Annotated in this window: 15 protein-coding genes; all 15 read right to left on the bottom strand. The window is 36.9% G+C overall.

The window, feature by feature from the left end; translation table 11 throughout:
* Positions 1-38 precede the first annotated feature (38 nt).
* Positions 39-467 (bottom strand): ribose 5-phosphate isomerase B, encoded by a 429-nt coding sequence (rpiB, locus tag PATL70BA_RS09340; RefSeq protein WP_125137104.1) that lies wholly within the window; start codon positions 465-467, stop codon positions 39-41.
* A gap of 44 nt (positions 468-511) precedes the next feature.
* Positions 512-952, bottom strand: a complete 441-nt coding sequence (locus PATL70BA_RS09335) for a low molecular weight protein arginine phosphatase (RefSeq protein WP_125137103.1) — start codon at positions 950-952, stop codon at positions 512-514.
* A 9-nt stretch (positions 953-961) separates the two neighbouring features.
* Positions 962-2,008, bottom strand: coding sequence for an L-threonylcarbamoyladenylate synthase (locus PATL70BA_RS09330; RefSeq protein WP_125137102.1), 1,047 nt, complete (start codon positions 2,006-2,008; stop codon positions 962-964).
* A gap of 73 nt (positions 2,009-2,081) precedes the next feature.
* Positions 2,082-2,921: a CPBP family intramembrane glutamic endopeptidase gene (locus PATL70BA_RS09325; protein ID WP_125137101.1), complete on the bottom strand. Its 840-nt coding sequence runs from the start codon at positions 2,919-2,921 to the stop codon at positions 2,082-2,084.
* 79 nt (positions 2,922-3,000) lie between these two features.
* On the bottom strand, positions 3,001-4,734 hold the full coding sequence (locus PATL70BA_RS09320) for a glycosyl hydrolase family 18 protein (RefSeq protein ID WP_125137100.1): 1,734 nt from the start codon (positions 4,732-4,734) through the stop codon (positions 3,001-3,003).
* 106 nt (positions 4,735-4,840) lie between these two features.
* Entirely contained in the window at positions 4,841-5,410 is a 570-nt protein-coding gene (locus PATL70BA_RS09315) for a DUF5317 domain-containing protein (RefSeq protein ID WP_125137099.1), read from the bottom strand.
* Positions 5,407-6,711 (bottom strand): HD-GYP domain-containing protein, encoded by a 1,305-nt coding sequence (locus tag PATL70BA_RS09310; protein ID WP_125137098.1) that lies wholly within the window; start codon positions 6,709-6,711, stop codon positions 5,407-5,409. Before PATL70BA_RS09310 ends, PATL70BA_RS09315 begins: the two co-directional genes overlap by 4 nt.
* A 266-nt stretch (positions 6,712-6,977) precedes the next feature.
* On the bottom strand, positions 6,978-7,607 hold the full coding sequence (locus PATL70BA_RS09305) for a hypothetical protein (protein WP_125137097.1): 630 nt from the start codon (positions 7,605-7,607) through the stop codon (positions 6,978-6,980).
* Positions 7,608-7,825: 218 nt separating this feature from the next.
* Complete coding sequence (locus PATL70BA_RS09300; protein WP_125137096.1) at positions 7,826-9,553, bottom strand: sensor histidine kinase; 1,728 nt, start codon at positions 9,551-9,553, stop codon at positions 7,826-7,828.
* A 12-nt stretch (positions 9,554-9,565) separates the two neighbouring features.
* The gene (locus tag PATL70BA_RS09295; RefSeq protein WP_125137095.1) at positions 9,566-10,216 is read right to left on the bottom strand and encodes a response regulator transcription factor; all 651 of its coding nucleotides are present in this window, start codon (positions 10,214-10,216) and stop codon (positions 9,566-9,568) included.
* The gene (locus tag PATL70BA_RS09290; protein ID WP_172596184.1) at positions 10,213-11,577 is read right to left on the bottom strand and encodes a histidine kinase N-terminal 7TM domain-containing protein; all 1,365 of its coding nucleotides are present in this window, start codon (positions 11,575-11,577) and stop codon (positions 10,213-10,215) included. The genes PATL70BA_RS09295 and PATL70BA_RS09290 overlap by 4 nt, the downstream gene beginning before the upstream one ends.
* A gap of 283 nt (positions 11,578-11,860) precedes the next feature.
* Positions 11,861-12,595: a hypothetical protein gene (locus tag PATL70BA_RS09285; RefSeq protein ID WP_125137093.1), complete on the bottom strand. Its 735-nt coding sequence runs from the start codon at positions 12,593-12,595 to the stop codon at positions 11,861-11,863.
* On the bottom strand, positions 12,592-13,116 hold the full coding sequence (locus PATL70BA_RS09280) for a DUF6382 domain-containing protein (RefSeq protein WP_125137092.1): 525 nt from the start codon (positions 13,114-13,116) through the stop codon (positions 12,592-12,594). Before PATL70BA_RS09280 ends, PATL70BA_RS09285 begins: the two co-directional genes overlap by 4 nt.
* A gap of 46 nt (positions 13,117-13,162) precedes the next feature.
* Positions 13,163-13,363, bottom strand: a complete 201-nt coding sequence (locus tag PATL70BA_RS09275) for a Flp1 family type IVb pilin (RefSeq protein WP_125137091.1) — start codon at positions 13,361-13,363, stop codon at positions 13,163-13,165.
* A 9-nt stretch (positions 13,364-13,372) separates the two neighbouring features.
* A complete protein-coding gene (locus PATL70BA_RS09270; protein ID WP_125137090.1) occupies positions 13,373-14,806 on the bottom strand; it encodes a type II secretion system F family protein in 1,434 nt (477 codons plus the stop codon).

Below are 14,806 nucleotides of genomic sequence, written 5' to 3'. Positions count from 1 at the left end.
TTGCCCTCCTATAGGATCGTCTTTTATTTGATTTATAACTAATCTTCTATTTTTTCCACACGTCTTCTGTGGCGTTCCTCGTTTGAAAAATCCGTATGAATAAAAGTATCCACAATTTTTAAAGCCAGTCCAGGACCTACAACACGTCCTCCAAGACATAGAACATTTGCATCGTTATGAAGTTTGGTCGCTTCTGCCGAAAAACAATCATGGCATAAAGCGGCTCTAATACCGACATGTCGATTGGCTGCAATGGAAATACCGATACCTGTTCCACATATCAATATGCCTTGGGCTTTTTCATGTTCAAGTACATAATGACACACCTGTTTTGCATAATCCGGGTAATCTACTGATGCTTCGTCATGCGTTCCAAAATCTATGTATGAAATGCCCTTTTCATCAAAATCTTTAATAATTTCCTGTTTGAGGGCGTAACCGCCATGATCGCAACCTATTGCTATCATTCTTTTCCTCCTTGTGCATCGTGCCCTTTGACACGATTTCTGTATTATGCTTCAAATTGTTCCATCAGCTTACTGATGGCAGTCTCTAATTGATTGGCACATTGATCATAAACTTCTTGATCCAGACCAAAAGGATCTTCAACATCACCAGTCATACCAACATATGACAATAAAGTATGTACTTTATCTTCCAACATTGGATAGTGGTATTTTAGATAGGTTTCATGTCTGGATGTCATGGTCAATATAAGCATATCATCCGTTATTTCTTTCGGGTTAAAGCGTTTTGATTTATGGTCCTTAATGGAAATATGTTTCTTATCCATGGCCTTTACAGCATTCATATTCGCAGGCGCTTCTAAGTTGACGGAAATACCTCTGGATAGTATAATCGCCTTTTTATTACCTAACATATGTTTTGCCAAACCTTCTGCAATAGGAGATCTGCAGGTATTCCCTGTACAAACAAACATTAAATCCTTCATAATACTCCTCTAAACGAAGCGTTGCTCATTATTTGCTGCTTTTAACAATCGGTTCATGGTGGCTACACCAATCTCCTTTTCATGAAAGGCTTGCGTCAATATTTTTTCAATACCCAAGTCATCCATTTGCCTTAACACCTTAAAAAGGTTTGATGCAATTTCATGGGCATCATGTTCTGAACCAATCGTTAAGATCGTTGGACAGTTATAAGCCTCACGATCTTCATTCGTTGCAATAATACCGACTTTTTCATGATTATTCAAGCTTTTTTGGACTGAAATATTCATGGCCTCTATCGCTTTTGCTTTGCTGCCATAATAGATGACCAATCTACCTTTTGGTGCGTAATGTTTATACTTCATTCCAGGTGCTTTTGGTGTGTCATCATCCGGTAGGCCAAGATTGCTTGGGTTCTGAGTCACTGGCCCTATAACTTCTTCAATCATTGCTTTTGTAATGCCTCCCGGCCTTAATATTGTTGCCGGTTCAGATGTTACATCCAGTACTGTAGATTCAAGACCAATATTAGCGTCTCCACCATCCACAATCATGTCCACACGCCCACTTAAATCCAAAATGACATGGGCTGCGTTGGTTGGGCTCGGTTTTCCTGATATATTAGCGCTGGGCGCAGCAATAGGCAAACCGGATTGTCTTATGATATCCCTTGCTAGCGGATGAGCAGGTACTCGAATAGCTACGGTATCCAAACCGCCTGTAATCTCATAAGGAATCACATGATTCTTCTTGAAAATCAATGTCAACGGACCGGGCCAAAAAGCTTTCATTAAGGGTATGGCAATCTCCGGAATATCGGCTACATATTTTTCAACCTCTATGGCATCACCGATATGGACAATTAAAGGATTATCCGAAGGTCGTCCCTTAGCTTCATATATTTTTCTAACAATAGATGCGTCTAAGGCATTTGCACCAATCCCATAAACCGTTTCAGTAGGAAAAGCAACTAGACCACCAATTTTCAAGGTCATTGCTGCTTCTCTGATTAGGTCAATTTGATTTTCTAGTGTTATATGCAGAATTCTTGTATCCATTGGTCACCATATTCTATGCACTCGGATTATTGTCCTGTATAATTATAACATACTTTTGGGAAAAATAAATCCATTAAGGATTTTCTATAACATTTTGCTCTTCTGATTGATAAAGTCCAACTCCTAGGAGACATATTCCTATAAGCATTAAGACTAAAAGCTGTACACTATTGTACTGAAAAAAATCAATCTTAGCAAGATAAATATTCAAAATATTGTATAGCGTATGTAACCAAATCGCCGAAAAAATGGAACCGGTTTTATAAACCAAGTAGGCCGCCAGTAGCCCCACCGGGAAAACATAGATGCTCTGAACCGGATTCATATGACTAAGGGAGAACATCACGCTTGACAATAAGATGCTAACCAAGGGACCAAATCCATGTGACAATCTACTCAGTACCACGCCTCTAAAGAATAGCTCCTCAAAAATTGGTGTCAATATACCAACCACCACCATGAGAAACCACAAATTATAAACTCGGAATGTTGAAGAACTTAAATATGAAAATTCGATATCTGTCGCTGCGCTAATAAATCTAATCAAGCCGTTCATCAAAAAGACCAAGCCAATGCCTGTTATCATACTTGTTAAGCTGTTTTTTATGCTCATATGTCTTAAGGCAAATGTTTGACTTAATTTCTGTTTCGAAAAAACGACAACGCTTAGAAAAAAACAAGCAACCATAAACCAACTTATTAGGGTATATTCCAGAGGATGGTCGCTTACATATTCTAAGGTCATACTTTCTATGTCACCTAGATGTGCATATGCTTCAATGGGAATCCATACCCACTCTTGTTGTAAGCCGTAAAAAATAATATAGTTGTATGCAAAATACATGATTTCATATATGAGATATACAATACCCAGAAGTAGTATACACTCCATAATAGCCCTTAATTGTTTCATACCGCCCGCCTATTTTTCACACAACTTATCCCAATGTACCTCTTATGCTTAGAATACTTTGGCTGGTTGCTTGATTTATTTATGGTACAAGGTATTTTCTTAGAACATCCCAAATGGCCTCTTTTTCTAAGCCAATCTTCCATCCGGCCACACCTACTAACTGATGCTTAGAAAGCAACTTTACTTTCTCTTCAATGGATTGTTCTTCTTCCAACCACATTTTATAAGTTTTACCATCTTTTTCATATTCTCCATAGTATTGCTTAATGTCATCTAACCATCTGAATGTCACACCTTCATCGGTCATGATTTTATAAGCTGTATCCATACCATAAGCCCTTGATGATACTTTAATCTCGCCGTCGACAACTTCTTCTGTCCACCGTCTCGTATAATAAGGCAGTCCAAGTACTGTCTTCTCTTTTGGTACTTCTTTAAGTGTATCAACAATACCCTTTTCCACAAATCCAATACTGGCAACTGAACCACTATCCGGTGAAGTCGACCAATGCTCATCGTAAGCCATAATCATAACATAATCTACAATCTCACCAATTTCTTTTCGTCCATAGTGAGCCGTCCATTGTGAAGGTACATACATATCCACCGAAACCACCAAGCCTTGGTTTTTAAGGTAAGGGGTTAATTCTTTGATAAACTGAATAAAGTAGATTCCATCTTCCTGTCCGACATTTTCAAAGTCTACATTGATACCGTCTAAGTTATAAAGGGCAGATAAAGCCAATAACTCCCTAATCAATTTTTCTCTTTTTGTTGTACTGCTTAAGACCTCATGGGTCAACTTACGATCAAATTGATTTGAAAATAAAGCCCAAACTTGTATGCCCCTAGCATGGGCTTTATTCACATAGTCTAGGTCAGCAATATTGGTAATATTACCTTCTGAGTCTTTTATATGGAGCCAGGTCGGTGATATGACATTCAGGCCATGTACACCTTCAAGCACATCCTCTAAGTAACGGTTGGCTGTTGTATTGGTCACCTGATGCCACGCTAGATTTAGGGCTCCGTCAAAAGTTGGTCTTGTATCATAATTATAGATTTCTCTGACCACCGGCTCGCCTGCAATATGTCGCTCTTGTCCCATTTCATCTTTACGGATATACCCAATTAATCCTTCTTTGGTTCGCACTTGTTGCCATATGCCGTCATCATCATAAATCTTGACTTCTTCTCCTCTTGCTGCTTTTTTGACCACTGTACTCTTCTGATCTTTCCAAGAACGGATGACACCATATTCTAGGGTACTTGGTGACACGATACCATAAGTACCATCTAAGCTCTTATCTTCGATGGTCAAAGTATCAATTGTACCATCGTAGTAAAAGTCGTGGTGGGCAAATTTTTTGACCAGTTCCAATGGCATATACGGAATATCTGCCACCAACTCTCTGATAGGAATCTCAAGAGAGATGGGGTCTTTGTTCACAAAGTAGGTTAAGGCGTCCGTTTCCATACGAATAACGTCTTTTAATGTGGTATAGGTTAATATTTTTTCCTCATTGTCCCAGTAGAAGCCATCATTAAAATAGTCCATAACAAATGTGATTGGAACATAAACAACATCATCCACATATCTAGGATAATGGTCAAGCTCAATCATCTTATTTTCCATGATGACTAGTGTTTCATCCTCACTTAGACCGGTCATCAGGTTCTCAACCGGCTCCATGGTCATATTGGGCGCTATTAAATATGTCTCATCAACATTTTTCATTATAAAAAAGTTGGTTCCAAAACCAACCAAAAGAAATACAATTATCAAAGCTATTACTCTTAAAAGTTTTAACAAGCCATCACTCCTCACTTAAAGCTTATTCTATCATATCTTGCACCATACTTTATTACAAAACAATTAAAAAGACCTGACTTTTTTCTGTCGGTCTTTAGATTTTATTCTATATGGATTCATTACCTGATTCTACATTGATTTTTGATTTGGTTTTTTCTAGCATCATTGCACTTTGTATAAGCCAAAATACACCTGCCATAATCAGTAAATCGCCGACACTCATAATCTTCGGCATGGGATAAGGGGGACCTATAAAAATAACATCCGATAACACCTTGAATCTGGTTCCGGACTCAAGCAACACATGGCCCAGATCAAAGTTGGGCGTATAAGGTGCCGGAAGTGCTACCGGCATTCTTCCTTGGTTGGCTGCAATAGGTATTAGATTAAGTAATGTTCCAAGACCCATTAGATTCAGACCTCGCCACTTCAAGTTGAGAAAAATCGGCACCATGATAATGACATAAGTTAATAAATGTAAAACATAAAAATGGTCATAGAGCAGACGCCTGATGCCGCTTCCTTGTTCATCCGCCATAGCAAAAAGTAATACTTGAAATAAACCCCCAATAAAAAACAGGTAAATGCCTTTAATCTCAATTGAGCCCAAATATCTCAATTTGCCTTTTCGAATCCACCCTATAAGGATTGAGAGAACGATGCTTTCAATAATCATACACTAACCTCACTCAAGGCTTCGTTATAACAAATATCCAATACATCCTCTTGGCTTTCCTCAAGGATTGCTCTGAATTCTTCTATATGTTCTAAGACAATGCCTACCAGACTGGCGTTAAACTGAGTACCACGATAAAGAATCAATTCCTCAACAGCTTCGTCAAGTGTTAGTGCTTTACGATAAGGTCGGTCAGTCGTCATGGCGTCAAAGGTATCTGCGATAGAAAGGATGGCAGCATCCCTTGGAATAGCATCGCCGATTAAGCCTTCAGGATAGCCTTTTCCGTCCGGTCTTTCGTGATGGTATTTTACTGCTTCAGATATCTTTCTAAGTGCATCCACATTACTAAGAATCTGGGCACCCATGGCCGAATGATCCTTAATTTTACTATATTCATCCTCTGATAACTTACCGCTTTTGTTTAAGATTTCATCGGGTATGCCAATCTTGCCTATATCATGGAGTTTGGCTGCTTTTTGAAGGTTTTCCATTTCATTTGGTAAATATTTTAAAGCTTTCGCCAAGATAGCAGAATACCGCTCCACCCTTGTGGCGTGTCCACTTGTATAGGCATCTCGCATTAATAACGCTTCATTCAAAGCTTGAATGGTTTCCATGCTCATCTTCTGGGAATCAAAATAAAGTTTAAAAGAATATCTTGCTAGAAGTAGAGGTATGAAGAACAGGGCAACAATCACCTTGCCATAGTTTAGTTCTGCAAAAGCCAACAAAATACCTAAGGAACCTACCGCTAAAGTACTTGGTAAAGCGCCTAGAAAGCTTTTTATCAACTGAATATTTCTTGGAGATTCATCAAAGCGGAAATATAAAGAAATGAATATAATACTAACCAATTCCGTCAAGCTTAGAAGCACCAACGCAATAATTGCAATCATATTGAACGATGTATTTTCATGAACCAAATAATTATAGGCTGCTCCCATCATTCCGATAAAGATAGTATGACTAGCAATATTATAAGCAGTGATTCCTAGACCCATATTAATGACATGTTTACGCTTCCCATCTACTGTTGGTAAGCGTAATATAAAAGCAATTCCCGAAACCATGACGGCTACAAGGGGATTAATTGTTATAAGTGTGGCTAAGTAAACAGCCATACCCACAGAAGTTGAAGCACCATTAGGTAATACAATTACAAACGTCTCTGAAACAATCGCCAAAAGACCCCAAAAAATAAGACCCTCATAAGAGATCTCATACCTTCCAAACATGTAAAAGTATATGAGAAGGGCAATTGCTGATACTATTAAAATAAAGCCTTTTAGCTTATTCATTATTGCCTCCAAAACTATTAAAAGCCGACTAAACCCATTACTTTATCATTTGCTGTACTGTATTATTTAGTCACGCTCCAAAGTGCACCTGATGCAAGAAGGAATGATACTAAACTAACGATAGTAGCCATTGCTCTAACTTTTATATTTTTCATTGAAATATAGCCTCCATTTTATGATCTCTGCTATATCCACTATGAATAGCAGGCTATATTCCGCTCCTCTAGATAAAAAAGTTGTTGCTGTATGATTTAGTCGGCTATTAATTAAATTAAATCCAGATGCAAAATATGACGGTTCACCGCATCTAGGGTGGCTCTAGCAATGGCTTCATTGCTGTCGTTTTGAATCTTAGCCGTTCCGGTGAATATCTCTTCAGAACCATTAAAAACAGAGGTCATGGCAACGACCATCACCTCCATGTTGGCCAAGTGTACTTTCTTAACATCTTCAAAAACAAATATATCGGTAGCGTCACAATATTTCTCTACCGCCTTAAGTACCACTGCACCAATCAACCTTTTAAAATTGTTGGCCGTATGTACACCTAATAACTCACTTTCGTATACTTCGCCTTGTTTTTCCAAAGCAACTTTTACGGTGACATTGGAACCGTTGTTATTATACTCTATCAACTTAAGCTTGAGCCTTGGATCTTGGTCCAACTTAAGAGAACCGCTCTGTATCTGAGCGATGGATACCTTTTTGTAATCAATATTAATATCGAATTCGGAAATCATGATGGCTTCAATATCACGAAGGATTTGCTTAGGACTTCGCCTAAGATCAGATACAATATGGATCTCACTGATTTTATCCTCTTGATCTAATGTAATCTTACAGCCAAGAACGGATTGAACTTTTTGCAGATATTTTTCTATAGATTCTATATTCATATTTCTCCCCTAACTCAATAAACGTCATTCCAGTTCCTGCAAAAACAATAAAATCTTGCCTTGCTTCAGTGCTGGAATAGTTTCCCATCTTGCCTATTTAAATTATAGTACAGATAAGATGGTAGTACAACCGCAATAAACTAGTACTATTTACTTATACTAGGCTTAATGCCTTATATTCTTATATGCCACTGTTGTCCGAACACAAAAACTCTATATTATATCGGCAAAACTGCATGAATATTAAAGCCCTCACCATCCGGTGACCCAAAAGATAAGAATCCAGACAAATCAGCCACCCTCGTTTCCATACCTTTTAACCCATTGCCTTTTATAACCTTCTGCGATCCAGTTCCGTCATCAATGATGACCAAGTCCATCGTTCTGGCTATATATTTGATACGTATGGTTATGTTTTTTGCATTCCCATGTTTTAATGCATTGGTCAGCGCTTCTTGGCATATTCTATACAAGCCATCATAGACTTGCATCGTCAACTTAAAATCTGCTCGCTTGTAGTAAAAATCAACGTTTACGCCGGATTTCTCATAATCATCAATGAGCCGCTGCAAATCATCAATAAGACTGTTGATATCTATGTCGTCTTTTAATTGACTGTTCATGGATTTTTTCAACTCTAGAAAACCACCTCTGATAATGGCTTTGCTTTGAGTGGTTTTCTCTTTGAGGAAATCTGTATTTCTACCAATGTTATACTTACAACTTTCCAGAAGTGAAATGACTAGGGTGACGGAGTGACCTAAAATATCATGGACTTCTTTAGATATTCTATTTCTTTCTTTCGCAATTGCTAATTGCTTCGTGATGGTAAGGTAATCGGAAAGTTGCCGATTGACCACTTGTAGATCTGTGTTTTTGGCTTCTAAGCTCATCAGTAATGATTTGTATTTGGTGATATCAATAATTCTAAACACATAGCCGATGGTGTCTTTAGAATGGTCTATGATTTTCTCAAGCTTTAGAATATAACAATGCCATTCATTATGAACCTGCATTCTAAATTCTGTAGATAGTCTGTTTTCATTGGCATCAAGACACCTGCTAATGTCTTGATGCAAGATTTCAAAATCTTCTATCTTAGGACGTACAATTTCAATAAAATCGTCGATTGTTTCAATAAGTTTAAGTTTTTCGTGACTTTGGGTAATATCCTCAATAATGTTATTTTTCTCAACGATTCTTCGGTCATTGTCCATAATAATAATACCTTCATGAATATTTCCTAGGATCATGGATCTTGTTACCATTTTTATATCCAAAAACCGATAGCGATACGCAACATATCCAAAAATTGCCAAAGTAATGTTAAACATGATTGGCGTGATATCAAATCCAATCTCTATCAAACGGAAAACATGAATAATATTCGCTACAATTGGTAATAGCAGACCTAGATTGAAAAGGACATTCTGTATCCATGAGATCTCATTTTTTCTGTCTATTAGTATTCGAATCAAAAGATAATAAGAAATTGCTACCATTATGTAACTGAAGGCTGTATGAATATAGAACCAGAATCCATAACTGTTCTGGTATATGGTGACTGATGTGAAAAATAAATAATGATATTTATTCGTCAACACCATCAGAAAATTAATGGTTGGTAGGCCATATATTAGGATTCTGATATAATGTGATGGCCTTTTGAATTTCTTATAATAATATATAAATTCAAAAAATACTGTACCAAAATAACAAACACCGATGTACTGGATGACTACCCATATCCAAGCATCTTCATTGCTTGGTACCGTCTTTGTCATTACTTTGGCAAACAGCCAAAGTAGCATCAGTCCTTGCGCTTTTAAAAACATGAATAACAGATTACTTTTTCTTGCCTTTAAATAAAAAATTGCGTTGATTGCGATAGATATAAAGGCTGATAAAGTATAAAAAAATGTTGCATAAAAAATCTCATGGCTCATGTATGCGTTCCCCTAAGTCAGATTATGCTTGATAGCAAAGACTGCTATTTGTGTCATATCTTTAAGTCCCAACTTGCTCAGTATCTTAGACACTTTATTCTTAACCGTTCCTTCTGTGAATTTCAGACTGTATGCAATCTCTTTGTTACTTTTTCCATCGACCATTAGTTTTATAATCTTAATCTCCATTGGTGTTAAATCATAATTTTTTAATGTTTCTTGTTGATCCTTTTCTTTGATATGCACATCAATAATTTCTTCTTTTACAATGTTGACCACATTTTTGTGCATCACATATAAATTATGATAGACGCTTTTTACAGCTAGTACGAGCTCCTCCGGTTTAATATCTTTAACAATATAACCGTCAGCACCATGTTCTATTGAGTCGAAAATACTTTTTTGATCTTCAAAGGTCGTTAGAATGATGATTTTTATGGATGGGTATAGAGCTTTAATCTTTGTTGTCGTCTCTATTCCACCAAGCCTCGGCATCCTTAGGTCCATTAATATTACATGGGGTCGATAGCTCTCACAAATATTTAATGCTTCATACCCATCATTACCCCCATCGACTGCCTCAATATCCGGATCTTGTTTAAGCATATAAATCATGGTTTCTTTAAGTAACAGCTGATCATCTACGCACATGACTTTTATCATATCTCTACCCCCATTTTTTTGAATCGACTAACCGCACTTCGTATTTCAGAAAGTCCTTTTCTTGCCCTAACAATGGTTTCTTCAAGTACCGCTTCAAATTGAAAGGGGTCTTGTTCTAGAACTAAATCGCATTTCTCCAGGAGTGCCAGGACTTCCGTCATAGAATGGCCCAATGTATCATGGACCTCCGACATCAATTTATTACGTTCCTGCTCTATGGTCAACTGCTGTATTGAAGCTATATGCTCTTCTAATCGCTCTTTAGCCTGCATTAACTCTTTCTTTTTACTTTCTAGAGCCAGATACAAGTTCTGGATTTCTGTAATATCGTGAAAGGTTATGATGGTGGCTATCTTTGATCCATAAAGATCATTGATTGCTTTAGCCGTATATTGGATATTCAAAAAGGTTTCGGACTGCTTTTTTTTGAATGATATTTCACCACTTATATGGTCTTTCTTGCTCACCTTTAATGCAACCATTAGGTTATCAAGATCTTCTGAGTCCTTTACAATATCAGCAAAGACATTCATGACATCTTCCATTTTTTCACAATGGTTCATGTCCATAAAACGATTAAAGAACAAAGCGTTATAGTCTTCTATATGATGCTCAACATTAATAACCATAAAGCCATCATCAATGAATTCAACAACATCCAACAAAGCATGGGGTAGTATATCCAGGAACTTGTGTTTTAGAACAGATATCGTAATCAAAAAAAGTGAATAGGGCATAACCACTAAGGATATATTAAAGTCCAGATTAATAATCCCAATCGTATTTAGTATATGTATCATAATTGGTACAATGATTGCCGCAGTGAAATAAACCATTTGTCGTCTTCTATATATAGATCGATATCTTGATTTTCTGATAAAATGATAGACACCGCCCAGATAATAGAGCAAAGTGACATAAATCAAAGCCCAGCAAAGGGGACCATAGACTTCTGTTTGTACTGTGAAACTTCGATAAAACTGATGGTGCAAAGGATTGGTCAAAACACTAAGGTAAAAAAAGGTTGGTGGGGTCAGCAATGCAATTAGCTTTAATCTACTAGGCGCTTTCAAACCACGGTAGGATCTGGAAAACATATAGGCAAAAAAGCCTAGATAACATATCGCCACATACTCTACACAACATATGATCCATCTAATATCAACACTCGGTGCCACACGTTCAAAAATATAAAAAGTTGTCCATAGCCACATAACAAAGACAATACATAAAAACCATCTTACGATAGCACCACCTTGGCTCTTAACCCTTATAACAATACCAAGTACAATCATATAGGCAGCTGAAAATATCAAGGCAAATGTAATCATTGTGTTTTTATAAAGTTCAATACCTTCCATGACGCCTACCCCCTTACTCATATATTTATTAAACCATAATCCACCTGAAAAGACAATATTTTAACAATCCATAAGATTCAACAATTTCAAATAATAATACGCAGAATAATAGACGTGATTGCTCACGTCTATTTCTCCCATGCATCCTTTACAAACCTCGTTCTTCTTTTTATGGGTTTGATTTTTATATTTCGGGTTTATTGCCCGACTTACTCTCTATTCTACAGGTCAAATGACTTACTTGGTAGTATCCTAAGTCATTCGTTTAGATGACTTTAGTCACTTATGGCATTATTATGTTTAATGACACTTCTAAAGCCATTTCTTGGGTTCTAATCTCAAAATCAAGAGCTTTCGGATTTCCATTTCGATCTGTATGATAGCTTACTAGAGCCTCTTCAAATACTAAGGATGTCATGATTGAATGGCTCAGTGCTTCCATTACTGCCTGTGATAATAATAAGCTTAAATCTATAGAGTAAGTTGTTACTTCTGTTTTAATCGGATTATACCCTTTTTTGGTATTTTTAACCCATGAACGGTTGACTTCTATGCCTTTTTCAAAGTTCTGCCATTCTTGGTGGGTCATCTCGTCTTTGGAAGAAGCTTGGGCTATGAATGCACTTATATCGATCGTTTCACTTGTTCCGATTTCCGAATAGATGAGATGTGTATTGCCAAGTCCGCGGTAACGCCCTAGTGGTACTTCTTCATATCCAAAAGTATCTTTTAATGACATTTGTATCTCATGGTCTTTTTTCACAAAATCTAAATGACCATCTATACCAAAGTGTATGGTCAAGGTTTGGTTCATCGTTGACATCGTTTTATTCGGTAAAACGAGCATACCTTCTCCTTCAATGAGATAAGGTCCCTCTTCCATGATTTTTTCTATACTTTTGTACAAGTCGGTTGTATTTTCCTTATGATTATAGGGAAGTCCGTTTATCACTAAAATATATACGAACATCACGACCCCGACCATGATGGCTGACTTATACTTGTTTAGAGTCTTCATTCTAATGAACCCATGCTTGTCGTCATCACATCATTAATATAAGTCTCTAAGTTAAAATTCTCTGCTTCAAGGCCTAAACGTAGCTGATGCATTTTTATCATCACACCTTCATCATTTTGGTTAATATAAGGTTGTAGTTGACTAAAAAATCCTTTAAGAATCACAGCAATATCCATTTCTTCTTCCTTGCGGACCGGTAAGTAGATAAACCTATAGTCATCTTTTTCGTCAACATAAATAGCTTCCCATTCTAACTTCAATTGACAAGGTTCTAACATATAGTCCATACAGTCTATTAACGCTTTTTTAAGATGTAACAATAATTTTTCCATTTTTTTTTTCGACAAATGGGTATGCTTTTCTTTTTTATGAAGTGCTTCGAAACCTTTTAGTTTCCAGTAGATTTTAACATCATTATCTTCGTAGCTAAAATCAAAAGGGACCAAACTTGGAATCTGATTGTGTTGACACATTTTTATTTGATAGTAGATACATTTTTCAAGTGGATAGATTTCTATCAATTGCTCTCCCTCTCTTCTCTTTCTCTAATCCAACCTTCAGGATAATTTACGAAGTTATACCATCAACATTCATTTTATCCAATAACTCATTTACCAGTTGCATAATTTTTTCTTTGAATAAAAAGCCAATAGCAATTAGCACAAGGATAATGATAGCAATCTCAATTACCCCCATACCATCTTCGTTTCTAATGGCATTGATCATTTTATTTCTTAACCACATTCCTTTGAAAAATAATATACGCATAACATCCTCCTATAATTTCATAGCCATGAACGTAGGTACCATAACAATGATGAGTACTGTAATCAAGCTAATGCCCATAGGCAGTAACAGTTTGGTACTTGCCTTCTCACCAAGCCTTCGTGCTGTTGTTGTTCTAATTGTCCATGCTTCTCTACTCAGTTGCTTTAAGGCTATGGTCATGGATTGACTGCCTCTTTTCAGATTTTGAGTAATAACTGCGACAAATCTAATAATCTCTTTACATTGTGTTCTTTTTCCAAAATTTTCCAAAGCCTCGATTTCTGGTATGCCATTTTTGATGTCTTGTCTGACCAGCATCATCTCTTCATAGAGTATCCCTTTGGCAATCTTGTGTTGCTGATGATCGACAACGATTTTTTGCCATGCATGGCTGAAGGTCATACCGGCATTGATTAACATCGTCAACTTATTCACTACTGTCGGGAAATCGTACAAAATCTCATCTTTTCTTGCTATCAAAGCCTTATCTAAATCTCCTTTTTTTAGAACATAAAATAAGATCGCCATTAATACTGCCACTAAATAAATTCTGTATCCGGAGACCCCTACTTCCTGTGTTGACCAACGTATGGGGATTCCGTTTTTACCTGTTGTTTTTGGCAGAATGATTCTATCATCCGTTTTGACCACATGGTCTTCAATTGCTTCTGCAAAATCTACTGCATTCATTTCCTTGAGTATAATCCGAAAATCGTAGACATAAGGCATAGTTACCTCTCCAAGACTTAAATCCACCAATAATGAGACGTCATATGGTGTTGCTTCTTCCATATTATCTCTTTTCAAAACGCCCTCATGACTGAGATAATCTGTTGTAAGTGAAGTGTAACGTACTGTGACTTCTTCTCCAAAAGGTTTCTTTGGAAGATGGAGATCCTCATAGACATCATTGGGATTCATCCCTTTTAACATGAGTGGTTCTAACTCTGAAAATCTGGCTTTTAATAGCTCAACCGCTACTTTTCTTTCCGGTAACTTAGGTTCGACCCTAACCGGCAATCGACCGACCAGGCTTTCCTCATCTTCTATTTTGTAATTCAGATCATATTCAACCGGATCCTGATCAAATGAAGGTCGTTCAATGACTGGATTCATCTCTCTTGAGGTTTCATGGTCATTTCCAATTGCTAAGGCAAAAAGTCCTCCAAGGAAGAGTACAACCAATACCAAACCAATTCGGTTGCCTTGATAGCGACAGACGCCTTGTTTAAAATGCATGGGACGATAGATTTTAGTTAACTTCTCTAATTCTTGATTGGTTAACAAGCTTTTTACCTTATCAAAAGACAGATGCTTTATAACAGGAGACCCTAAAATATACAGAAAGTCCTTTGCATCTTCGCTGTCATCTAGTGTACGCTTAGCATAAATAAAGTAAACCAAATGAATAACCAAAAAAAGAATAATTACAACTTCATACAT

It is taken from the genome of Petrocella atlantisensis (genome assembly GCF_900538275.1).
In the GTDB taxonomy this organism is placed as follows: Bacteria; Bacillota; Clostridia; order Lachnospirales; family Vallitaleaceae; genus Petrocella; species Petrocella atlantisensis.
This window is presented reverse-complemented; position numbering and strand designations above follow the sequence as displayed.